The sequence below is a fragment of the Nocardiopsis protaetiae genome (assembly GCF_045446735.1).
Classification (GTDB): Bacteria; Actinomycetota; Actinomycetes; order Streptosporangiales; family Streptosporangiaceae; genus Nocardiopsis; species Nocardiopsis protaetiae.
This window is the reverse complement of sequence record NZ_JBJJBV010000010.1, coordinates 1-21,658: the sequence shown is the minus strand read 5'-3', so window position 1 is coordinate 21,658 and position 21,658 is coordinate 1. Positions and strand designations below refer to the sequence as shown.

General features: G+C 72.9%; 19 protein-coding genes. 6 read left to right on the top strand and 13 right to left on the bottom strand.

Features of this window, described 5'->3' with window-relative positions; genetic code table 11:
• Window positions 1-254: 254 nt before the first annotated feature.
• Window positions 255-1,451 carry a hypothetical protein gene (locus tag ACJOT3_RS02795; RefSeq protein WP_406968388.1) on the bottom strand — a complete coding sequence of 399 codons (1,197 nt, stop codon included), beginning with the start codon at window positions 1,449-1,451 and terminating at the stop codon, window positions 255-257.
• 70 nt (window positions 1,452-1,521) lie between these two features.
• Window positions 1,522-2,118: a TetR/AcrR family transcriptional regulator gene (locus ACJOT3_RS02790; RefSeq protein ID WP_406968386.1), complete on the bottom strand. Its 597-nt coding sequence runs from the start codon at window positions 2,116-2,118 to the stop codon at window positions 1,522-1,524.
• Between the two features lie 151 nt (window positions 2,119-2,269).
• On the opposite strand from ACJOT3_RS02790, the gene ACJOT3_RS02785 reads away from it, so the two are divergent.
• A complete protein-coding gene (locus ACJOT3_RS02785) occupies window positions 2,270-2,695 on the top strand; it encodes a RidA family protein (RefSeq protein WP_406968384.1) in 426 nt (141 codons plus the stop codon).
• 91 nt (window positions 2,696-2,786) lie between these two features.
• Here ACJOT3_RS02785 and ACJOT3_RS02780 read toward each other — a convergent pair whose 3' ends face one another.
• Entirely contained in the window at window positions 2,787-3,329 is a 543-nt protein-coding gene (locus ACJOT3_RS02780) for a GNAT family N-acetyltransferase (protein WP_406968382.1), read from the bottom strand.
• Window positions 3,330-3,634: 305 nt separating this feature from the next.
• On the opposite strand from ACJOT3_RS02780, the gene ACJOT3_RS02775 reads away from it, so the two are divergent.
• Entirely contained in the window at window positions 3,635-4,564 is a 930-nt protein-coding gene (locus ACJOT3_RS02775) for a LysR family transcriptional regulator (protein WP_406968380.1), read from the top strand.
• 71 nt (window positions 4,565-4,635) lie between these two features.
• Here the strand turns inward: ACJOT3_RS02775 and ACJOT3_RS02770 are convergent, their stop codons facing one another.
• Window positions 4,636-5,574: a LysR family transcriptional regulator gene (locus tag ACJOT3_RS02770; RefSeq protein WP_406968378.1), complete on the bottom strand. Its 939-nt coding sequence runs from the start codon at window positions 5,572-5,574 to the stop codon at window positions 4,636-4,638.
• A 72-nt stretch (window positions 5,575-5,646) separates the two neighbouring features.
• Here ACJOT3_RS02770 and ACJOT3_RS02765 point away from each other — a divergent pair, with 72 nt between their 5' ends.
• The 4 genes from ACJOT3_RS02765 to ACJOT3_RS02750 all read left to right on the top strand — a co-directional run bounded on the left by ACJOT3_RS02765 (window position 5,647) and on the right by ACJOT3_RS02750 (window position 10,651).
• Window positions 5,647-6,795, top strand: coding sequence for an EamA family transporter (locus ACJOT3_RS02765; RefSeq protein ID WP_406968442.1), 1,149 nt, complete (start codon window positions 5,647-5,649; stop codon window positions 6,793-6,795).
• Between the two features lie 189 nt (window positions 6,796-6,984).
• Window positions 6,985-8,217 (top strand): serine hydrolase domain-containing protein, encoded by a 1,233-nt coding sequence (locus tag ACJOT3_RS02760; protein ID WP_406968376.1) that lies wholly within the window; start codon window positions 6,985-6,987, stop codon window positions 8,215-8,217.
• 49 nt (window positions 8,218-8,266) lie between these two features.
• A complete protein-coding gene (locus ACJOT3_RS02755; protein WP_406968374.1) occupies window positions 8,267-9,211 on the top strand; it encodes a TetR/AcrR family transcriptional regulator in 945 nt (314 codons plus the stop codon).
• Window positions 9,212-9,676: 465 nt separating this feature from the next.
• Entirely contained in the window at window positions 9,677-10,651 is a 975-nt protein-coding gene (locus tag ACJOT3_RS02750) for an erythromycin esterase family protein (protein WP_406968372.1), read from the top strand.
• A 395-nt stretch (window positions 10,652-11,046) separates the two neighbouring features.
• Here ACJOT3_RS02750 and ACJOT3_RS02745 read toward each other — a convergent pair whose 3' ends face one another.
• From ACJOT3_RS02745 to ACJOT3_RS02705, 9 genes are all read right to left on the bottom strand, one after another.
• On the bottom strand, window positions 11,047-11,379 hold the full coding sequence (locus tag ACJOT3_RS02745) for a winged helix-turn-helix domain-containing protein (RefSeq protein ID WP_406968370.1): 333 nt from the start codon (window positions 11,377-11,379) through the stop codon (window positions 11,047-11,049).
• On the bottom strand, window positions 11,376-11,801 hold the full coding sequence (locus ACJOT3_RS02740; RefSeq protein ID WP_406968368.1) for a hypothetical protein: 426 nt from the start codon (window positions 11,799-11,801) through the stop codon (window positions 11,376-11,378). The genes ACJOT3_RS02745 and ACJOT3_RS02740 overlap by 4 nt, the downstream gene beginning before the upstream one ends.
• A 427-nt stretch (window positions 11,802-12,228) precedes the next feature.
• Entirely contained in the window at window positions 12,229-12,510 is a 282-nt protein-coding gene (locus tag ACJOT3_RS02735; protein ID WP_406968366.1) for an Atu4866 domain-containing protein, read from the bottom strand.
• A gap of 461 nt (window positions 12,511-12,971) precedes the next feature.
• Entirely contained in the window at window positions 12,972-16,283 is a 3,312-nt protein-coding gene (locus ACJOT3_RS02730; RefSeq protein WP_406968364.1) for a right-handed parallel beta-helix repeat-containing protein, read from the bottom strand.
• 89 nt (window positions 16,284-16,372) lie between these two features.
• Window positions 16,373-17,878: a hypothetical protein gene (locus ACJOT3_RS02725; RefSeq protein WP_406968362.1), complete on the bottom strand. Its 1,506-nt coding sequence runs from the start codon at window positions 17,876-17,878 to the stop codon at window positions 16,373-16,375.
• A 57-nt stretch (window positions 17,879-17,935) separates the two neighbouring features.
• On the bottom strand, window positions 17,936-18,274 hold the full coding sequence (locus ACJOT3_RS02720; RefSeq protein ID WP_406968360.1) for a hypothetical protein: 339 nt from the start codon (window positions 18,272-18,274) through the stop codon (window positions 17,936-17,938).
• 29 nt (window positions 18,275-18,303) lie between these two features.
• Entirely contained in the window at window positions 18,304-18,624 is a 321-nt protein-coding gene (locus ACJOT3_RS02715; RefSeq protein WP_406968440.1) for a YbaB/EbfC family nucleoid-associated protein, read from the bottom strand.
• A complete protein-coding gene (locus ACJOT3_RS02710; RefSeq protein WP_406968358.1) occupies window positions 18,566-21,148 on the bottom strand; it encodes a hypothetical protein in 2,583 nt (860 codons plus the stop codon). The genes ACJOT3_RS02715 and ACJOT3_RS02710 overlap by 59 nt, the downstream gene beginning before the upstream one ends.
• Window positions 21,149-21,218: 70 nt before the next feature.
• On the bottom strand, window positions 21,219-21,623 hold the full coding sequence (locus ACJOT3_RS02705; protein WP_406968356.1) for a hypothetical protein: 405 nt from the start codon (window positions 21,621-21,623) through the stop codon (window positions 21,219-21,221).
• Between the last annotated feature and the right edge of the window lie 35 nt (window positions 21,624-21,658).

Below are 21,658 nucleotides of genomic sequence, written 5' to 3'. Positions count from 1 at the left end.
AGCCGGTCCGCATGCACATGGAGCGGTCGGAGCTCCCATGCCCCGGACCTCGTACGGGTCCCCGCCCGCACGCTCCGGGTGCCTTCGGCCGCCGCTGGGGACACCGCCGGTCCGTGCGCCCGTGGGCGGGGCCGGTCGGCCGATCGGGACGGCCCCGGTGCGTGGGCCCGGTGCATGGGCCCGGGACCTCGCCGGGTCCCTTCCGGCCGGCACGGGCGTGCCCGGCGCCCGGTCGGTTCTGGGAGGGGGTGGTCTCAGTTCTGGGAGGGGGCGGTCTCGGCCAGGCGGGCCAGGGCCTCGTCGCGTTCGGCCTCGGCGCGCTCCGCCCGCTCCAGGGCGCGGTCGCGGGCCTCCTCGGCCAGGGCCAGGCGGGCGGCCGCGGCCTCGCGGGACTCGGCCAGGGTGAGCTCGGCCCCGCGCCGCTGCGCCGCCAGCTCCTCGGTCAGGCGGTCCCGCTCGGCCACCGAGCGCTCCAGCTCGGCGGTGAGCCGCTCGCGTTCGGCGACCGCCGCCGCGCGCTCGGCCTCCAGCGCCCGCTCGATCCGGTCGAGTTCGGCCTTGGAGCGCTCGCGCTCGGCGGTCAGCGCCTCCTCCGCCCGGCGCACGCGTTCCTCGGCGTGCTCGGCCCGCTCCCGCTCGCCGCGGGCGGCGGCCAGGGCCTCGTCGCGCCTGCGGGCGTGCTCGGCGGTCTCCGCCCGCAGCCCCTCGGCCTCGGCGTGCGCGTGCTGTAGACGCCGGGCGGCGTCGGCGCGCTCGCGATCGGCCTCCTCGCGCTGCTCGGCCAGGCGGCGCTCGGCGTCGGCCAGCCCCGCGTTGGCCTCCGCGACGGCGGCGTCGCGCTCCACCCGGGCGGCCCGCGCCTCACCGTCGGCCTCCTCCCGCGCGGCCTCGGCCTCGTCCCGGCGGGCCAGCGCCTCCTCGGCCATCTGCTCGGCCTCGGCGGTCGCGGCCACTGCCGAGGCGGCCGCCTCCTCCGCCGACCTGCGGGCCGACTCCGCCTCGCGGCGGCGGTTCTCCGCCTCCAGCCGCGCCGCGTCGGCCTCCGCGGCGTGCCGGGCCCCCGCCAGCCGGGCCGCCTCCACCTGGGCCTCGGCCGCGGCCGGGTCGGTCATCGTCGTGAACGCCTCGGTGGCCGACCGCAGCGTCTCGGTGAGCTGCTCGCTCTGCACGGCGAACCGGGTCAGCAGGTCGTCGGCGCGCAGCCGGGCCGCCGTCACCGGCTCGGTCGAGGCGAACCCCGCGGCGGCCGCGGCGGCCGGCTCCTGGGCGGCGCGCGCCTGAGCCTCCTGCCGCTCGGACTCCTGGGCCTGGCGCTGGCGCTCCTTCCAGGCCCGCCACCGGGTGTGCTCGGGCAGGTCGCAGTACTGGGGAGGTCGCCCGGGGGAGGAGGCCCGGGGCACCGGGCGGTCGCAGCCGGGGAAGTTGCAGGTGTTGGAGTCGGAGGTCGCCACGCAGGCGAGCGTAGCGTTTCCGGCCCCGCCCGCGCCGGGGTGTGTCGCGCGGCGGCCCGGTACCGCCCGTTCACCCCGGGTCCGGCCGGGGCCGCAGGCCGAGCAGGACGTCCTCGATGAGATCGGCGCTGCGGCTGACCGCCTCCTCCCCGAACCCCAGGAAGTGCCGGTAGTGGATCGGCGCGTAGAAGAGGTCGACCATCACGTCGGTGGGCACGTCGGAGCGAAGCTGGCCGGCGGCCACGGCGGAGGCCAGGCGGGCCCGGCACTCCGTGATGCTGGGTTCGAGGATCGTCTCGCGGAACGCCTTCATCAGCACGGGGTCGTTCTGTGCCTCGGCCATGACGCCCTTGAAGGCCTCGCCCATCCTGCCGGTGACCAGCCGCCGGCTCACCGCGGTGATCTGGGTCGTGAGGTCGGCGGCGATGTCGCCGGTGTCGGGGAAGGCGAAGTCGTCGCCGAGCTCCTCGTGCATCGCCTCCAGCACCACCGCGCCTTTGGACCTCCACCAGCGGTAGATCGTGGGCTTGCCCACGCCGGCCTGGGCGGCGATGCCCTCGATGGTCACCTTCGCGAAGCCCTTGCGGCTCACCAGGTCGAACGCCGCGTCCAGGACCGCCCGGCGGGCGCGCTCGCTGCGCCGTTCACTGTTCGGAGCAGGGGTCATGGGCCACACTCTACCGCTTGCGTGACGTTACGTTTCGTTTTGACAGACGGCCCGGGAACCGTCTACGTTCAATGTCGTTACGAAACGTTTCGTAACGCCATGGCGCGGGTCCGGGTCCGGGCCCCGCCCGGACAGGGGGAGGAAGAGGAACATGTCCAGTAACGAGGGTGCGGCCACCGCGGAGCGTGTCGAGAAGATCGCGACCACGCCGGACTGGTACGCGCCGTACCGGATATCGCAGGCCGTTCGGGCCGGGGGCTTCGTGTACGTGTCCGGGCAGGCGGGCTTCGAGGAGGACGGGACGACCGTCGAGGGCGGGTTCCTGGCGCAGGGGCGCCAGGCCTTCAGGAACGTCGGGCGGGTGCTGGACGCGGCCGGACTGGACTTCGCGGACGTGGTCAAGGTCGGCATCTTCGTCCGTGACATGGCGAAGAACCTCCCGCACGTGATCGCGCTGCGCGGCGAGTTCCTGGCCGAGCCCTACCCCGCCGACACCCTCATCGAGGTCGCCGCGCTGGCTCGGCCCGACTGGCAGATCGAGGTCGAGGTCATCGCGCTGGACCGAAGCCCCGCCTGAACCCCGGGGCCGTGCCGGAACGGTGACGGGACATGGCGACGCCCCTGTACCCGAGAGCACAGGGGCGTCCGCACAGGGAGGGGGGCGGCGGTCAGTCGTGGGCGCCGAACCCGTCGACGCGGCAGACCATCGTGGTCACGAAGGGGCGGAACCCCTCCGTCTCCAGGAAGCTGATGTCCTCCGAGGCGGTGGCCAGGGCCGAGAACTCGATGTCGCGGATGCCCATGGCGGCCAACTGGTGGCGGATCTCCTCCAGCAGCTTGGAGCCGACGCGGGTGCCCGCGTACTCCGGGTCGATGGCGAAGGTCTGCACGACCGCGACGCGCTCGCCGCGGTCCCAGGTGCCCTGCGGGTCGGCGCGCAGCGTCACCATCGCGTACCCGGCCGGGTCGTCGCCGTTCTCGGCGAGGATCGCCAGCGTTTCGGGGTCGGCCAGCCACTCCAGGTACTGGGTGCGGCGCCGGCGCCAGGACTCGTCCATGCTCGTGGTGCTGATGATGTCGGACAGGTGCGAGGAGCTCAGGGCGTGCTGCTGGTGGAGGGCACCCCACAGGTCCGCGAGTTCCTCTACCTCGTGAGCGCCCAGGTAACGGAAGCCGAGCACACCGACGTCGGTCGGTCGAGGTTTGGTCATCAGCGAAGTTTGCATGTTCTTCTCCACCCGTTCCACCAGCATTGGGTGCTGATCCCCTGGAGTGCGCGAGGTGCGCGCTCTCGGTTGAGCTGTGGTCCTGACTGTACGTGCCGGTATCTACTGGAACGTTCGTGACACGAGGAAAGAGCGGAACGACATCACGATGGGAGAAGAAGTTTGATTTTTTCTTCCGAAAGAGCCCGAAGAGGGGCTTCTGGACGTTGTGCAGCGAATCACTGTCGTTGAGTGTGCAAACTGTCGGAAATCACCAGGAAACACACGCGTACTCGCTTACATTGGACACCATGATCGACGTTCGGCGGTTGCAGCTCCTCCACGCCCTGGCGCACCACCACACGGTGGCGGCGACGGCCGAGGCGCTCAATGTCACACCGTCGGCGGTCTCCCAGCAGCTCGCCGCCCTGGCCAAGGAGCCCGGGGTCCCCCTCGTCGAACGCCAGGGCCGCCGCTTCATGCTCACCGGCGCCGCCCGGGTCCTGCTCGAACGCGCCCCCGCGATCTTCGCGGAGATGGAGCGCGCCGGAGCCGACCTGGCCGCCTACGCCGAAGGGGACCGCGGTGTCATCCGGGTGGGCTCCTTCTCCACCGGGATCAGCGACCTCATCGCCCCCGCCCTGGCCCGGCTGCGGGTCAGCCACCCCGGGTGGTCGTTCGAGGTCGTCCAGGCCGAGCCCGAGCAGAGCGCCGAGATGGTGCGCTCCGGGCGCCTGGACGTGGCGCTCACCATGTCCACCGGACACCTGCCGGCCGCCGGGGACCCCGACTTCCGCGCCGACTCGGTGATGGTCGAGCTGTTCGACGCGATCCTGCCCTACCAGCACCCGCTGGCCACCCGCAACGGCCTGCACCTGTCCGAGGACCTGGCCGCGGAGGACTGGATCATGTCCGCGCCCGGCACCGCCTGGCACGAGTGCGTCACCGCCGCCACCAGCCAGGCCGGGTTCCAGCCGCGGGTGGTCCACACCGTGGACGACTTCAGCGCCGTGTTCGCGCTGGTGCAGGCGGGGCTGGGCATCGCCCTGATGCCGCGGCTGGCCTGGACGGGCATGAACACGCCGCACACCGTCGTGCGCGGGGTGCGCGACACCGCCCGGCGCCACATCGTCGCGCTCTCGCGTGCGGGGGCCACCCCCGAGCCGCTGCTCACGGCGGTGCGCGAGGCGGCCAGCAAGGTGCCGGTGCCCTCGGTGGGCCCCTTCGCCATCGCGGGCTGAGGCCGGTTCCGCCCGGGGCCGGTCGGGTCCGGCCGGGGCGGGGTCCGCTCCGGGAACACCGGGCCGGCGGCTCAGGCCGGGGCGTCGGGTGACTCCGGCAGCGGGGGCACGTCGTCGAGCACGTCCTCGGCGGCCTGGTGCAGGTACCGCGCCAGCACCCGGATCGGCCGCCAGGCCCAGCCGCCGGTGCGACCGGCCAGGTACACCTGGCGCACCCCGCCCAGTTCGCCGAGCGGGGCGTGGGCGACCCCGCGCCGGGTGGCCGCCGACAGGCGCGGGACGACCCCCACGCCCACCCCGGCGGCGACCAGCTCCTCGAACAGTTCGAGGTTGTCGATGCGGTGCACGATCCGGGGCGTGAACCCGGCGTCGGCGCACATGCGCTGCACCAGGGCCGCCTCGTCGCCCCGGAACGGGCTGGCGATCCAGGCGGCGCCGGCCAGGTCGCGCAGCCGCCGCCGGGTGAGGGTGCGGCTGTCCGCCCCGGCCGAGGGTTGCGACAGCAGCAGACCCTCGGTGCCGATCGGGTGTACCGTCAGCGTGTCCGGGAAATCCCGGGGGAGCAGACTGTACTGGTAGACCACCCCCAGATCCGCGCCCCCGTTCTGCAACAGGGTGAGCGCCTGCTCCGACTCGTACTCGGTCAGGTGGATGTCGATGCCCGGGTGGTCGTGCCGCAGCCGCCGCAGCGCGGGCAGCACCACGGGCGCCGCGCTGGTGTACATGACCAGGTCGACCCGGCCCACCGGCTCTCCTTCGCCGTCGAACTCCGCCCGGGCCGCCTCCACCCGGGCCAGGATGTCCACCGCGTGCTCGGCCAGCCGCCGCCCCGCCGGGGTGAGCCGCACCCGCCGCCCGTCCGCCGCCAGCAGGGGGACGCCAGCCTCCCGCTCCAGGACCGCCAGGTGTTTGGAGACCGCCGAGGTGCTCATGCCGGTGACCTCGGAGACGGCGACCATCGTGCCCAACCGCTCCAACTCGACGAGCAGGCGCAAACGGGTGAAATCCATCCACTAAAACTACATGGTTCGTCAACCAATGGTTCGTGGACAGAAACAGACAACATGCTTCACATTGGTCGGGTGATCCGCTCCTTCCTTCCCTCGGTGCGCCGTGCCCGCCTTCAGGTACCGGCGCCGATCATGCTGCTCATCGGCATGTTCACGCTGCACACCGGCAGCGCCCTGGCCGTCACCGCGTTCGCGCAGGCGAGCCCGGCCACCATCACGTGGTTGCGGCTGACGTGGGCCGCCCTACTTCTGCTGGCCCTGGGTGGTCGCTCTCTGTGGCGGGCCGTGCGCGAAGCGACGTGGCGCCAGCGCGCCTCTGTGGTGATCCTCGGCACAGCGAGCGCGGGGATGATGATGTTCTACTCCGAGGCGACGGCACGGATCGAGCTCGGCACCGCCACCGCCATCGAGTTCCTGGGCACCCTGGTCGTCGCCGTGGCCGCCATGCGCCGCCGCCGCGAACTCGTGTGGATCGCCGCCGCCGTCGCGGGGGTGCTCTGCCTGACCCGGCCCTGGGAGGGCGACCTCGACCTGCTCGGCGTGGGCTTCGCCCTGGCGGGCGCGGTGTGCGTGGTGTTCTACATCGTCCTCACCCAGAAGGTGGGCGCCGGGTTCGGCGCCGTGCACGGGCTGGCCCTGACCATGGCCGTCGGCTCCCTGGTGACCGCGCCGTTCGGCGCCCCCGGGGCGTTCGCCGCGCCCGACCCGGGGCTGATCCTGTTCACCCTGCTCATCGCGCTGCTGTTCCCGATGGTGCCGTTCCTGCTGGAGATGATCGCCCTACAGCGGATGACCCGCACGGCGTACAGCACCTTCTCCAGCATGGAGCCCGGGGTGGCGCTGGTGATGGGCCTGGTCGTCATCGGCCAGGCGCCCGCCGCGCTCCAGATCGTCGGCATGGCGCTGGTGGTCGTGGCGGGCATCGGGGCCACCCGGGGCGAGCGGAGCGGTCGGCCGGCCGTCCCGGAGGTCGTGCGCGAACGCGGCCGCGGCGTGGCGGCGGAGGAGGCCGGGCGGGCGGGGCAGGGCGGGCGGACCGTCGTCCCCGTCCGTGAACCTGGTGACCATGCCGGACCTGCCGGGCCCGCCGGACCTGCCGGACCTGCCGGGCCCGCCGGACCTGCCGGATCTGCCGGGCCCGGCGAGCGGGCCGGTGGGCGGGCCGAGGAACCGGGCCCCGCTCCGGCCGGTACCGCCGCGGCCCCCGGCCGGGCCGCCTGAACCGGCCCTTCGGCGCGTACCTTTCACGAGGGCGGACGGCGCGCCGAAGGGTCGTGGACCAGGCGCCCCTGACCCGGCGCTCGTTCCCACCGGCCCGCGCACCCGGGTGCGCGGGCCGTTCTCTTGCCTTTTTCGTTCCGGTGGTGTCACCATTGGTTCGAAAATAGGTGGACGCGAGGGAGGAGCAGGATGGGCGAGACCGAATCCCGGGTGGGCGCGGGCATCGCGGCCGCGGCGGCCGTCGCGGGGGTGAGCGTGGGCGTCGCCGCCGGGGCTGCCTGGCTGTGGCGCAACCAGGCGGACATCGCCACCCGCCGCCCGTTCAACGAGTGGACCTTCACCCACATGTCCGCGCTGCTCCCGACACAGGCCGTGCCCCGGGCGTGCACGCCCCGCCCACTGCCCCGCGGGACCGGCCCGCTGCCGGTGACCTATGAGTACCGGGGCGAGAAGCGGACGCTGGCGCGACTGCACTCGGCCACCGAGACCACCGGGTTCGCCGTCGTGCACCGGGGCGTGCTCGTCCACGAGGCCTACCCCGGCGTGTTCGCCCACCCCCGGGCCCGGTTCCAGCTCTTCTCCCTCACCAAGTCGGTCACCGCCCTGCTCGTCGGCGTCGCCCTCAAGGAGGGCGACATCGACTCGCTCCAAGATCCGGCGGTGACCTACTGCCCGCGCCTGGCCGGCACCGCCTACGCCGGGGCGACCGTCGAGGACCTGCTCCGGATGTGCAGCGGCGCCGGTGACGAGCGGCTGGAGGACTACGCCGACCCCGACGCGGTCATCAACGACTTCGAGCGGACGGTCACCGCGGGCGGCTCCCTGTGGGACGTGATCCGGCGGGTGCCGGCCACGGCCGCGCCCGGCGCCCGTTTCAACTACTCCACCCTGGACAGCCAGGTGCTCGGGTGGGTGCTGGAGTCGGCCGTGGGGATGCCGATCGCCGACTACGCGGCCCGGCGGCTGTGGGGTCCGATCGGCGCGCAGGACGACGCCTACTACTTCCTTACCCGGGGCAGGCCGCGCACCGCGCTGGGCGGCGGCTCGCTCAACGCCTCGGTGCGGGACATGGCCAAGGTCGGCCTGCTCATGGCCAGGGACGGCGTGGTCGCGGGTGAACGCATCCTCCCCGAGGGGTGGGTGGAACGCGCACGCGGCGCCGGTCTCGCGCACCTGGAGGTGGGGGCGCTCGGACCGACCGGCGCGCCGCACTACGGTTACTCCGACCAGTGGTGGACCCTGGGCGGCGACCGGCGGGCGTTCACGGGGCTGGGCATACACGGCCAGTACCTGTGGGTGGACCCGCAGGCCGATGTGGTCGTGGTCAAGACCAGCGCCTGGCCCACCGCCGACGACGAGGACCGCGATGACGAGACCGTCGCGGCGATGCGGGCGATCGTCGCGTTCCTGGAGGAGCGCTGAGACCCGCCGCGGCGCGGACCCGCGGAACGGAGACGGAGGAGACCGAGCGATGACGACCGAACCCGACGGCCCGGGCGGCCCCGGTGACACGGGTGGACCCGGCGGCACAGGCGGACTCGACGGCCCGGGCGGCCCCGACGGCGCCATCGAAACCGACGGCATGGACGGCCCTGGTGATGCGGGTGGACCTGACGGCCCGGGCGGACCCGGTGGTGCGCGTGGGCTCGGTGACGAAGGCGGCCCCGGTGGCACGGGTGGACCCGGCGGCACAGGCGGACTCGACGGCCCGGGCGGCCCCGACGGCGCGCGGGCGGGTGCCCGACCCCGGGTCCGGCGCGGGCGGCCCCCGTCCACGGGGCTGACCCGCGCGGGCATCCTGGACGCCGCCCGGGCGATCATCGAGGCCGAGGGGCCCGACGCCCTGACCCTGCGGCGCCTGGGCGCCGACCTGGGCTCCAACCACACGGCCGTGCTGCGGCACTTCTCCGGCAAGGACGACATCCTCCTCGGGCTGGCGGAACGGCTGATCGAGGAGGCCCTGCGCGGCTTCACCCCCGCGGACACCTGGCGGGCGACCCTGACCGACCTGGCCCGGCGCATCCGCCGCGCCTGCCTGGCCCACCCGCGGGTCGCGGTGCTGGTGTCCACCCGGGTCTCGCGCAGCAGGGAGGAGCTCCGGGGGGCGGACGTGATCATCGGCGCGCTCCGGCAGACCGGGCTGCCCGACCGGGAGGTCGCCCGGTACTACCGCGCGCTCACTGACGCGGCCTTCGCCATGAGCTCCTATGAGGCCTCCTTCCTAGCCCTGGACCGCGACCAGCGCGAGGGCGACGCCGCCACCTGGCGCAGCGGCTACCTCGCCGCCCCGGCCGCCGAATACCCGAACCTGGCCGCGGTGGCCCCCCTGCTGCCCGAGATCGAGGAGGAGGACCGGTTCGAGGTCGTGCTGGACCTCCTCCTCGCCGCCGTCGAACTCCGCGCCCGCACCCCCTGACGGGAGAGCCGGGCCGGTGGGACCCGGTTCCGTGGCCACTGGCAGGTGAGCACCACCCGACCTCCAGGACCGGCCCGTGCCCCTGCCAGGTGGAACGCCGGACCGCTGATGGGGTGTCCGACCCACCCCGGATGTTCCGCCTGCTGGGCTGATCCCACCGCCGCGATGGTCCACCGGCGGCGCACGTGGGCGTCCGGGCCCCCGTCCCGGCGCCGCGGTGGTCGGAACGCCGGGGCGAGGGTGCCCGTGGCCGGGGACAGCGGAGCAGGAGAGGCCGGCCGGTGCCGTGCCCGGAACTCGGCCACCGGGCCGGACCGCTCGGGTGCATGCCGGCGATGCCGCGGCAGATGGAACGCCGGACCAACCGTGGCGGGGACGGTGCGTGCGGTGCGCGCTTGACCTCAACCTTGCTTGAGGTCGGATGATCGTCGGTGAGAGCGGGACACGAGGGACAGCGGTGGAGACATGGCGAAGGGGAACGGGATGTCGGCGGCGGTCGCATGGATTCGGAAGAACGCGTACGGGCTGACCGCGGGTGAGGCGGACGGGCCACTGGACGACCTGCGGCCGCTCGCGTCTATGGTGCGGGACGCCGAGGTGGTGGCGGTGGGCACCGCCGCGCGCCAGACCAGGGAGCTGGCGGTGGTGGCGCACCGTATAGTGCGGCTCCTGGTGGAGGAGGAGGGGTTCCGGTCGGTGGCGCTGGAGGGCGATGATCCCGCCCGGGTGGGGCTGAACGCGTACGTCGCCACCGGCGAGGGGGATCCCCGGGCCATGCTCGCCGAGTCCCGGCCGTTCTGGCGGCTGGCGGAGATCCTCGACCTCGTGTATTGGATGAGGGCGTACAACCTGCGCCATCCCCGGGACCCGGTGCGGTTCCTGGAGAACCCCGAACCGAAGGTGGAGGACACCCCCGCGCTCCGCGGGCTGGCCGGGATCGAGTGGACGCTCGCCGAGGGCGTGACCCGGTGGCGGGAGCGCACCGGCGACCGGATCGTGTACTGGGGCGGCAGCGCGCACACGGCGGTCGGCGACCCCCGCACGGTGTCCCCCTCCTCGCCGCCGGAGACCCACCGGAACATGGGCGGGTACCTGCGCGACCGCCTCGGGGACGGGTACCGGTCGATCGGCCTGACCCTGGGCCGGGGCTCGATCGGGGTGCCGCTGCCCGCACCGGCGGCGGGCACGATCGACGCCGTGCTCGACGAGGCCGCCACCGGCGCTCCGGGATACCTCCTGGACCTGCGGGCGCCGCGGCCCCCGGAGGTCGCCCGCCTGCTCGACGCCCCGACGAGGACGCGGCTGATCGGACCGTTCTACGACCCGGCCGAGGACGAGGACCACCACCTCTCGGGGGGAGCGCTGACGTCCTGGTTCGACGCCGTCGTCCACTTGCCGCGGGTGACCCCTGCCGGTCCGCTGCCCGCCCCCGTCGGCTGAGGTCCGCCCCGGCCGGCGCCGGTGGGCGCCGTGTGACCGCTGCTCACTCCCGTCGGCCGACCTCCGTCCTGACCGGCGTTGGTGAGCGCCGCGCAGCTGCTCGCTCCTGTCGGCCTGCCCCCACTCCGGTCGGCGCCGGTGGGTGCCGTGTGTCCGCTCATTCCTGGTAGCCGATGTCCCGTCCGGTCTGCGCTGGTGGGCGCAGCTCAGTCGTCCACTCCGGTCGGCCGACATCTGTTCCGTGTGGCACCGGTGTGCACCGCACAGCTGCTCGCTCCGGTCGGCCGGTGTTCGCGCCCGACACGGCCAGTGCTCGTCGCACGGCCGACCGAGGAGTCGGGGGAGCCGTGCGGCCGCCGGTGCCGCCCGCGTGGGCGGCGGGCGGTGCGGCGGGGTCAGTCCGCGGACCCGTTGGTCGGCGCGGGCTCCAGAGCGGTGCCCGCGGCGATCTCGCGCAGCGCCGCCACATGCCGCTCGAAGGCCGCCCGGCCCTCCTTTGTCAGTGACAGGGAGGTCCGGGTGCGCCGTCCCACGGTGAACTTCTGCACCTTCACGTAACCGGCGTTCTCCAGCACGGTGACCTGCTTGGACAGCACCGAGTCGCTCACCTCCACCGTGTCCCGCACCAGCCGGAACTCGGCGCGGTCCACGGCGGCCAGCGCGGCGGCCACCGAGAAGCGCACGGGGGAGTGGATCACCTCGTCCAGGCGGTTGCGCGGGTGACTCATCGTGGGTCCCTGCTCTGCCGCAGCGCCACGTAGGCGACCACCAGGGGTGGAAGACAGCTCAGCAGCGCGCCCGAGACCCACCAGGCGGTCACGCCGGGGAAGACGTTGACCCCGACCAGGAGGGTCACCAGGTAGACGACGGTCCAGGCGCCCATCATGCCCAGGTGCAGCACCCCCAGGTTGCGCGGCTGCGCGGGCCGGGTCAGCGCGTAGGTGAGGAGCAGCGCCATCACCACGGCGAAGGCGCCCATCGTCCACGGCAGAGCCTCGGGGGAGGGCAGCAGGCCCAGCGCCAGGATCAGGGCGCAGCTCATCGCCGCGTACCCCGCACCGAAGACCGCGTACCAACCGCCCTGCCCGCGCATCCGGGCCTTGAGTGTCTCCGCCTGCTCAAGGGCGTCCAGCGCCTCGTCCTGTCGCATGTCCCACCTCCGTTATCCGAACCTGTTTCCAGGTTCGCACTTACTTTCCGATTCGGCAAGTACTTTCCTGGACTGTGGACGACCGATGTGGACGGCCGGTGCGGACGGCCGAGATAGAGGACCGATGCGGGCAATCGGTGTGGGCAATCGGTGTGGGCGGTCGGTATGGACCACCGGTGTGGACAAAGCCCTCGGCTCCCGAGTCCCACCCCGGTCCCGGGGTCCCGGAGTCCCGGCCCTCGGTCTCCAGGGCTCGGCCGCGGCCTGCCGGTCCCCGCCCCGGTTCCCGTAGCCGGGGCCATCCGGTCACCGACCGCCGACCGCCGACCGCCGACCGCTGGCCCTCAGGGCCCGGTCTCCGGCAGCCGGCCCCGGGCCCCGGGCGTCCGGGCCCCTTCCTCCGGCGCCGCGGTCCTCGCCCCCGGCCTCAGCCCGTGGGCGCCTCTCCCTCCCGGTACAGGACCAGGTGCTCGTGGTACAGCACCCCGTCGCGCACGTCCCCCGTGGCGGTGAACCCGGTGTCGTCGACGTAGTCGATGTGGTCCCCCGTCACCGTGTAACTCCCGGTGTAGGCGCTGCGCCGCCTCCCGCGCGCCTCGTCGTAGCGCCCGTCCGGCAGCAGCTCCTGCCGGATGTGCCCGTCGGCCGTCACCCACATGCCCACGAACGGGTGCGGTGCGGTGTCCTTCTCGGCCATGGTGTCCTCCACCTCTGTTCCTACCTTCGGCGCCCCGTGCTTCCGCGCGCTCGCCCGTCGCGCCCCCGCGCGGGGGCGCGCGACGTCGAGTCTCGTCCGGCGCCGCGGGGGCATCCAGGCCGTGGTGTCCCCTGGTGCGCCGCACCCCCTCGGGCCGGCCGCACGGAACACGGTGAGGCGAGCACCGGCCGGACGGGCATCACCCCGCACGGGACGCGTCCGCCCCGGGACTGCTTCCGGGGAGGGAGGAGGAGCCGCACCGGGCCGGGTCCGGGCAGACGGCCTTCCGGGTCGGAAGTACCCGGCCGGTGACGGCGGTCCGGCGGCCGTACCGTGACGGCCGCCCCTCGGGGTGGCGTACCTCGTCGAAGGTCCGTGCCCCGTGCCCCGTGTCCCGGTGTGGGCAAACCCGACCGCCCCGGCGCGGACGGTGCGCCGGGGCGGTCGGGGGCTTGCGGGCCGGGGGTGCCGGGTCAGGGGAGGTCGGCGGGCAGGAGGGTGGTGAAGTCCTCGCGGGTGGCGGAGGCGCCCAGGCCGACCAGGCGGCCGGCCTGGCGGGTGATCATGCGTTCCAGGACCTGGCGGGCGTAGCGGGCGTTGCCGAAGGAGCCGTCGCGTTCCACCGTGGCGAAGTGGGCCGTGAGCGCGGTCAGGGTCTCGGGGCCGCATTCGTAGCCGGAGGTGGCGGCCATGCGGGTGACGATGGTGACCAGTTCGTCGTCGGAGTAGGAGGGGAATTCCACCCGGTGGTTGAACCGGGAGGCCAGGCCGGGGTTGGAGTCCATGAAGCGGTCCATCTCGGCCGGGTACCCGGCGACGATCACCGCGACCTCGTCGCGGTGGTCCTCCATCAGCTTGAGCAGGGTGTCCACGGCCTCCTGCCCGAAGTCGTTGCCCGTACCTCTGGGTGTGAGGGTGTAGGCCTCGTCGATGAAGAGCACCCCGCCGCGGGCCCGCTCGAACACCTCCGTGGTGAGCTGCGCGGTGTGTCCGACGTAGCGTCCGACCAGGTCCGACCGGGCGGCCTCCACGACCTGCCCGGACGGCAGCACGTCCAGCACCCGGAGCAGCCCTCCGTAGAGCCGGGCCACGGTCGTCTTACCCGTGCCGGGGGGACCGGTGAAGACCAGGTGGTGGCTCATGGTCGGTACCGGCAGGCCCAACGCCTTGCGCTGGCGCGCCATGAGCAGCAGGTTGGCCAGGTCGTTGACGGTGTCCTTGACCCCGCTCAGCCCCACCAGCTCGTCCAGCTCCTCCCGCAGCTCCGACAACTCGTCGCGCTCCCCGGCCGGGGCGGTGCCGTCGGACTCCTCCTCGCCCAGGTCCGCGGGCAGCAGCAGGCCCATCGTCGCCGGGTCGTCGGAGGAGTCCTCGCCCAGCCGGTACGCCTGCCGGTCGATCATCTCCTCGAACACCTTGCGGGCCTCGCGGCCGTTGCCGAACGTGCGCCCCATCGGAATCCGGGAGAACCGTGCCCCCAGAGCCCGCACCGTGTTCTCCGGGAGCGTGTAGCCGTGGGAGGCGCACATGGCGGCCACGATCTCCACCAGCTCGTCCACCGTGTAGTTGGGGAACTCGATGGTCCGGCTGAACCGGGACGCCAGGCCCGGGTTGGCCGACAGGAAGCGGTCCATGTCCTCGGTGTAGCCCGCGACGATGACGACCACCTCGTCGCGGTGGTCCTCCATCAGCTTGACCAGGGTGTCGATGGCCTCCCGGCCGAAGTCGGGGCCGCTGCTGCTCCCCTGCCCGGCGGCGAGCGTGTACGCCTCGTCGACGAACAGCACCCCGCCCTTGGCCTTCTCGAACACCTCGGTCGTCTTGATGGCGGTGCCGCCCACGTACTGCGAGACCAGGTCGGCGCGGGCCACCTCGACCACGTGGCCGTGCCGCAGCACGCCGAGGTCGGACAGGATGCGCCCGTAGAGCCGGGCCACGGTCGTCTTGCCGGTGCCGGGCGGGCCGCCGAAGACCAGGTGGCGGCTCATCGGCGGGGTGGGCAGGCCCATCTCCGTGCGCCGCCGTGCCATCTCCGTGCGCTTGACCAGGGTCTTGACCTCGTGTTTGACGTTGGCCAGGCCCACCAGGGCGTCGAGTTCGGCGAGCGGGCCCTCCAGGGGCTCCGGGGCGCCGCCGTCCCCGTCGAACTCGTCCGCGGGGCCCCGGGGCACGGGCAGGGCCGCCCCGGCGTCCTCTCCGTAGGCGTCGGGCACCCCGTTGTCCCGGCTCAGCAGGTCCTCGGCGTGCACCTGCTCCCCGGCGACCGTCTGCCGCAGCCCCGACTTGCGGTTGCCGCGCACCGAGCAGTCCTTCAGCACCACGTCCTCGGTGGTGTGGACCAGCACCCCGACCCCGCCGTTGTCCAGGATCTCGCAGCGGCGCAGGGAGGCGGTGCCCCCGGCCGCGACCAGCACCCCGTTGCGGCGCCCCTCGCGCACCCGGGTGCGCAGCAGGGTGCCCTCGCCGCCGTCGCCGATCGACACCCCGTCGCCGGAGCAGCCGGAGATGTCGCTGTCACGCAGGTCCACCCTGCCGCCGGAGCGCACCGCCAGCCCGGCGTCCCGGCCGTCGCGGACCTCCAGTCCCATCAGCAGCGGGCGCGAGCCGTTCTCCACCACGACCGATGCCTTGGTGGCGCGCTCCACGGCCACGTTCTCCAGACGGCCGTGTGCCTCCTTGGCGAAGACCACTCCCTGGCCGCGCACGTCCTCGATGGTGAGACCGCGCAGGAACGGCGTGCACGACTCGATCAGCACCCCGGTGATGTCGGTGCCCGAGATCGTCCCGCGGTCGAACTCCACGGTGGATCCGCTGCCCAGGCGCACCCCCTTGCCGCCGCGCACGGTCAGGTCCAGGAAGGTCGTCTGGGACCGGTCCTCGGCGCGTACCGCCTCCTCGGCGGAGTCCTCCACCGAGCACTCGGAGAACGTCCCCCGGGCCTTGCCCCACACCCGCACCCCGATGCCGCCCGCGCGCACCACGCGCACCCGCTCCAACCTGGGGTCGGAACCGTCGTGCACCGCCACACCGGTGCCGCCGACGTCCTCGACCGAGCAGTCCTGCGCGGCGGGCCGCGACCGGCTGGAGATCACCAGCCCGTCGCCCTCGACGTGGTGGATCCGGATGTCCCGCAGCTGGGTCGCGGCGTCCTCCTCCAGGGCGATCGCGGGCTTGGCGGTCGCCGTGATCTCACAGGAGTCCAGGGTCCCGGCCGAGCGCCCGCTGGCGAACACGCCGTTGCCCTCGGCGTCGCGGAACACGCACCTGCGCACGTCGGGGCACCCCTCCCCGCCGATGACCAGGGCGCTGGCCTTGACCTCCTCGATGAGGCAGTCCTCCAGGGTGCTGGGCCGGGCCGCGGTGATCACCACCCCGGCGCCGCCCGAGCAGGTCACGCGGCTCTCGCGCATGGCGAGGGCACCGCCGTCGCGCACCGACACCGCCGTCCAGGCGGAGCCGTCCACCTCGCAGTCGGCCATCTCCACCTGCCCGCGGGGGATGTCCACGGCGGGCTTCTCCTCGTCGGAGCCGCGCAGTACCAGCCCGGACAGCTTGACCGCCTCGGCCGCCGAGGCGACCACCGTGCCCGAGGGCGCGCTGATCTCCACGGTGCCGCGGCCGTCCCGGGCCATGAGGGTGACCACCTTGAGCAGGACGAGGTTCTCCTGGTATCGGCCGGGCGCGATCGTGATGAGCGCTCCGCTGTCGGCCGCGGCCACCGCCGCGCCGATCGTCGTGTGACCGGCCCCTGGTTCGGGGGAGACCGTGAGCATGTGCCTGGCCATCGGGGTCCTCTTCTTGGGGGAGGGCCCGGAGCACACCTGGGGAGGGAGAGGGGCGGCGTGTTCCGGGCCCGTGTGGATCATCTGGATGGTCAGGAACAGTTTGCCCGCATCGGCGAGGAGGCGACATGGGCGGTGCCCTGTCCGGACGCCTTGTTCTCACCGGAGTTGACCAGCTGCACGGTGAACTGTTCGGTCGGGGCGTCGAACTCGGCGATCTTGGTCCAGGTGCCCTTGACGTTCGACTGCACCAGTTCGGTCTGGGTGAAGGGCGCCCCGGGGGAGCCGCCGGAGTTGATCATGTACTTGGCGGGACCGTTGCTGATCCACAGCGGGGTCTCGTCGTTGGGGATGTAGACCCACACCTCGCAGTGGGAGCCCGCCCAGCCGGGGGTGAACGTCCACGCCGTGCTCGGGCCGCTGCCGTTGTGCCGGTCCCCGGAGACGGGGATGGCCTGGTAGAGGCCGTCGCAGCCGTCCTTGGTGTAGCCGCTGGAGCGGGTGGCCCAGCTGTTGACGGGGTCGTCGTACCAGGTGTTGTAGGCCCAGAAGTAGGTGCGGTCGTCGGACTTGCAGCCCGGGCCGGTGATGCCGCTGTAGGCGGGGCCGCTCGCGGAACCCCCGCCGCCGGATCCGGAGTTCCCGGAACTCCCGGAGCCGGAACTCCCGGAACCGGAGCTCCCGGAGCCGCCGTCCTCGGCCGCGGCCGTGGTGACGGGGGAGTCGTCGGAGGAACCGCCGCCGCTTTCGTCGCCGTCGGAGCTCTCGGACCCCTGGCCGTCGCCCGGCTCTCCGAGGAGCTTGGCGTGCTCCTCGCCGGACAGGGTCACCACCGCGTCGTCCTCGTCGCCGGCCGCGGCGGTCACGGTGTCGTCCTCGCCGCCCTGGTCCTCTTCGGTCGCCTCGCCCCCTGCTTCCTCCTCTCCGCCGTCCTCGTCCCCGGCGACCCCCTCAGGGGGGCCCTGTTCCGCGTTCGCCCAGGGGTGCCGGGGGCTGAAACCGCCACCGCCACCGTCACCGGAGGCGCCGCCGTCCCCGCCGCCGTCCGCCTCCTCGTCTTCGGGTTCGTCGCTCGCCACCGGGGCCAGCGGCTGGGGGACGAACCCGTTGCCGCCCCCCGACTCTCCTCCGGCTCCGAGGGCGCCCACTCCGCCGACACCGGTGTTCTCCTGGCCCTGGAGGCTCCACGGGGAGAACACCGACGGGTCCTGCTCCGCGGTGGCGTTGCCGAGCAGCACCTGAGGCCCGCCCGCGCTCGCGAACGGGGCGGCGATCAGCAGCAGCCCGGTGAACGCGGCCCCCGCCAGGAGGGGGGTGGAGGGGCGGCCCAGGGGCGCGTCCGGCTCCGTGTCCGGAACGGCCTCCTCGTCCGTGAACGTGGAGGCCGCGGGACGCGGGGGCGCCGGGGCCTCGAACGGGGAGTCCGCCGCGGCCGACTCCTCCGGGGCGGTAGCGGCGGCGTCGGCAGCGGTCGCCGCGGTCGTGTCCGGGGTCGCCGCGGCCGTCGTGTCGACGGTGTCGGCGTCCCCGGTGGGGGCGATCCGGGACGGCGGGAGGGGAGAGGCGCCGATCCCCTCGGCGCCGATGTCCTCGCTCATCGTGCTGTTTCTCCGGTTTCCATGGTCGTGGGGGGTGGATGGGGGTGGGGGACGGGGTCAGCGTCGGCCTTGGCCGTCCGGGGTGAGGTTGCGGCCGATGTCGATGTTCGTCTCTTCGGTGAGGTGGAACGAGCGCGCGGAGCTCACGGTGCGGTCCGCGGTGTCGCGGAACGCGGTGGCGAGGAACTCCAGGTACGCGACGAACGCGTCCTCGGCCGTGGGCATGACCGTGTTCATCTCCCGGGCGAACTCGTCGTTGCCTTCACCCCAGGGGGTGCCCAGGCTCATCCGGAAGTTGCGGTGCCGCAGGAGGAGATCGTCGATGTAGTCGGCGCAGTCGTAGATGTTGACACCCTCGCGCCCCATGCCCTCGGGGTCGACGGAAAGGTTGCTCATGTCGTTCTCCTGGCTGTGGGTGGGAGCGGTCAGGTGGCCTCGCGGCCGCGGGTCGGTGGCAGCGGCAGATCCAGTTCGGCGAACAGCTTCGCCGGGTCCAGATCGCCCTTGATCGCGGCGGCCACGTCCACCCCGGTCGGAGCGAACGGCTGGTAGGTGGCGGCGACGCGCTCGGCCATCACGGCCCGGGCCCGCCGGACCACGTCCACGATGGCGGCGCCCAGCTCGGCCGGGGCCATGTCGCGGTAGTCCTGGGTGTTGAACTTGATATCGACCAGCTCGCCGGCGGAGTCAATCCTGGCCGTCACCAGACGATCCTTCGACACGGCTTCGGCGGATTCCGACGCCAGGCTTGCGCTTCTTTCGCTGTAGTCGCGGATCGTCTGCTGAAGACGTTCCAGTTCTCCCGCCAGCTGTTCCGGTGTCGGTGAGGTCATGGTGTGCGACCGCCTTCCTGTTCTCTCCGGGCGCCGGGCGCCCGATCGCGCTCTTGCCGCCCTTGACATCGGTGCCCCAGACGCGCTCGTCCTCGGACAGCCACGTGGCGCGGCGCTGCTCCTTGCCCTCTCCCTGGCCGCCCATGCCGCCGCCCATCATGGGCGGGGGCATCATGGGCATCCCGCCCATGCCGTTCGGGTCCGCCCCCGAACCCCCGCCGGAGGCGATGTTGACGGCGCCGGTCCCGGGGATCCCGGTACCCGTCCCAGGGAGCCCCGTCCCGGGGAGTCCCGAACCGGGGAGCCCCGATCCCGGGAGGGAGGACCCGTTGAAGGAACTGCCGCCCTGGGGCATGGGAAGGTCGTCGCCCCCGTCCTGGGCCAGGGCGAACAGGTCCGAGCGGTCCACACTGCGAGGCCCCGAGGAGCCGGAACCGAGGTCGCTGAAGGAGGAACCCCCGCCGGAGGACCCCGAGAGGTCCGGGATGTCGGGGAGGCCCGGGGGGTCGTAGCCGCCGGACAGGTCCGAGCGGTCGGTGATCGAGGATCCCCCCGAGCCCGGCTGGAGCGGCTCTCCGGTCAACGGGTCGATGCCCAGAAGCTCGCCGGTGTCGGGGTCGAAGGCGATGGGCAGGCCGGTTTCGGGGTTGAAGGGGACGCCGTCGTCGTTGACGGGGAAGGGCTCGCCGGTCTCGGGGTTGATCGGCAGCCCGGTGGCGGGATCCCGCTCCAGGTCGCTGATGGTGCTGCCGCCCGGCGGGACGGGTTCGCCGGTCATCGGGTCGATGGGCAGGACTTCGCCGGTGGCCGGGTCCAGCGCGATGGGCAGGCCGGTTTCGGGGTCGTAGGGGACGCCGTCGTCGTTGACGGGGAAGGGCTCGCCGGTCTCGGGGTTGATGGGCAGCCCGGTGGCGGGGTCCACCTCCAGGCGGCGGGAACCGCCCCCGCTCCCGCCTCCGCTGATGGCGCTGCCGCCCGGCGGGATCAGGCCGCCGAGGAAGCCGCTCCCGCCCTCGCCGCCGCCGGTGAGGTCGCTGAAGCTGCTGCCCTCGGGGAGTCCGCCTTCGGGTCCGCCCCCCTCGGGGCCGCCGCCCAGCAGTTCGTTGGGGTCGAAGGAGCTGCCGCCGCCCCCGGGTCCGTCCCCGCCCCCGCCGGTGAGGTCGCTGACCGTGGTGCTCTCGGGGCCGCCGCCCAGTAGCTCGTTCGGGTCGAAGGAGCCGCCGCCCTCGGGCCCGCCCCCCTCGGGGCCGCCGCCGAAGAGCTCGTCGGTGTTGAACTCGCTGCCCCCGCCGGGCCCGGGACCGTCACCGCCGCCGAAGAGGCTCTCGGTGTTGAAGTCGCTGCCCCCGCCGGGGCCGGGGCCGTCACCGCCGCCGAAGGGCCCGTCCTCGCCGAAGAGGTCGTTGATGTCGAACCCGTTGTTCCCGTCGCCGTTCCCGTTCCCGTTCCCGTTCCCGATGTTCGGGTTGGGGTTGAAACCGGGCGGCAACCCGCCCTCGGGGGTGAAGAAGGGCGGAGTCCGGGAGGAGACGGTCGTGTAGGTGGTGCTCATGGCGTTGTAGAGCGTTTCCGCCGCGCTCGCCAGCGTTTCCAGGTGGTCCAGCCAGATCCGCTTGACGGCGTCGTTGGCGTATGTGTCGCTGCTTCCCAGAGTCGGCGCGCCCCAGTTCCCCAACTCGTCCAGCGGCATCTGGTACCGCCCGTCGGGGTGGAAGGACGTCGTCCACTGCGGGGTCTCCCGGTTCGTCCGGTTGTACCATTCCGTGATCGCGCCGCTGATCCGGGACAGGTCCGAATCCCGCCAGGTCCAGTACGCCTGGATGAAGTTGACGGCGGCCCTGACGACGCCGGACCGCACGTCGCTGATCCCCTGCTGGAGGGTTTGCAACTGGATCTGCATGTCGGTCAACCGCATGGCCAGGTCGTAGATTCTGGCGGCGAACATGCCGGCGGCGTTCCCCTGGAACCCGCCTTCCGGCTCGTCGACCCGCTGGTAGAGGGAGAACAGGCCGTTGCCGGTGTCCGTCCCGTCACTGATCCCCGTGGTCTCGGTCAGGAAGAGGTTGAGCGCGTTGAGCCGGTTGACCGCCTGTTGCTGGGATCCCGCACTGAACGCCGTCGAGTTCGTGATGTAGTTCATCACGTCGACGATTTGTGCCAGATTGGTGCGGAAGACCTGCTCGGCCGAGCTCGCCCCCTCCCACAGGCTCCGGTTGAACCGGTACCCCCAAGCGTGGTTCTGCTGGAGCCCCTGCCGCCAGCGGGCACTGGGCTGCCACCACACGATGTCCCAGTCGTGGGAGGGGAAGCTTCCCGGCGCGATGTGATTGCGGATGTCGTAGACACCCGCGGAGAACCAGTTCTCCCCGGTGAGTGTGCTCAACGCCGGGAGCGGGGGAACGCTGCCCCCCTCCTCGCGGTCAGCGAAGACGTTCATATACCTGACGAGGCGTTCAGGCATCTTCCCTCTCCGTTTCTCTCCGTTCCCTGTTCCCTGTCGTGTCGTGTCAGGGGGTGGCCGGCGGCCCCGTGGCCGGTCCGTTCTCCGTCACCGACGGTGACCCGATGAGGGAGAGCAACTGGGCCGCGGTCAGCTCTTCGTCCTCCTCCAACTCCAGGAAGATCAGCATGTTGCTGTTGAGGCGGTTGATGACACGGCCCGCCTCCGCCTGGAGCTCGCCCAGAGTCGTGCGGATGAGCTGGAGGCTCGTGTCGAACCGGCCGCCGAGAGTGCCCGCCTCCGCCAGCAGGGACGGGTTGCCGATCAGTACGTGCGGGCCCTGCTGCCCTTCGCCGTAGTAGTCGAACTCGGCGATGTGCGTGTTGAGACCCGTGTAGAAGGGGGACAGGTAGTTGGTGACGAACGACCGGACGGTCTCCATGTCGATCGAGGTGATCGGCTCGGGGGGCATGGGAGTTCCTATCGGGACGAGGGGTCGGGGAGGGG

Excerpts from the sequence above, each read along its gene's own strand:
- ACJOT3_RS02790 (WP_406968386.1), bottom strand. The coding sequence starts at position 2,118 with ATGACCCCTGCTCCGAACAGTGAACGGCGCAGCGAGCGCGCCCGCCGG.
- ACJOT3_RS02745 (WP_406968370.1), bottom strand. The coding sequence starts at position 11,379 with ATGAGTCACCCGCGCAACCGCCTGGACGAGGTGATCCACTCCCCCGTG.
- ACJOT3_RS02720 (WP_406968360.1), bottom strand. The coding sequence starts at position 18,274 with ATGAGCAACCTTTCCGTCGACCCCGAGGGCATGGGGCGCGAGGGTGTC.
- ACJOT3_RS02785 (WP_406968384.1), top strand. The coding sequence starts at position 2,270 with ATGTCCAGTAACGAGGGTGCGGCCACCGCGGAGCGTGTCGAGAAGATC.
- ACJOT3_RS02770 (WP_406968378.1), bottom strand. The coding sequence starts at position 5,574 with ATGGATTTCACCCGTTTGCGCCTGCTCGTCGAGTTGGAGCGGTTGGGC.
- ACJOT3_RS02740 (WP_406968368.1), bottom strand. The coding sequence starts at position 11,801 with ATGCGACAGGACGAGGCGCTGGACGCCCTTGAGCAGGCGGAGACACTC.
- ACJOT3_RS02760 (WP_406968376.1), top strand. The coding sequence starts at position 6,985 with ATGGGCGAGACCGAATCCCGGGTGGGCGCGGGCATCGCGGCCGCGGCG.
- ACJOT3_RS02725 (WP_406968362.1), bottom strand. The coding sequence starts at position 17,878 with ATGAGCGAGGACATCGGCGCCGAGGGGATCGGCGCCTCTCCCCTCCCG.
- ACJOT3_RS02705 (WP_406968356.1), bottom strand. The coding sequence starts at position 21,623 with ATGCCCCCCGAGCCGATCACCTCGATCGACATGGAGACCGTCCGGTCG.
- ACJOT3_RS02780 (WP_406968382.1), bottom strand. The coding sequence starts at position 3,329 with ATGACCAAACCTCGACCGACCGACGTCGGTGTGCTCGGCTTCCGTTAC.
- ACJOT3_RS02755 (WP_406968374.1), top strand. The coding sequence starts at position 8,267 with ATGACGACCGAACCCGACGGCCCGGGCGGCCCCGGTGACACGGGTGGA.
- ACJOT3_RS02710 (WP_406968358.1), bottom strand. The coding sequence starts at position 21,148 with ATGAACGTCTTCGCTGACCGCGAGGAGGGGGGCAGCGTTCCCCCGCTC.
- ACJOT3_RS02750 (WP_406968372.1), top strand. The coding sequence starts at position 9,677 with ATGGCGAAGGGGAACGGGATGTCGGCGGCGGTCGCATGGATTCGGAAG.
- ACJOT3_RS02730 (WP_406968364.1), bottom strand. The coding sequence starts at position 16,283 with ATGGCCAGGCACATGCTCACGGTCTCCCCCGAACCAGGGGCCGGTCAC.
- ACJOT3_RS02775 (WP_406968380.1), top strand. The coding sequence starts at position 3,635 with ATGATCGACGTTCGGCGGTTGCAGCTCCTCCACGCCCTGGCGCACCAC.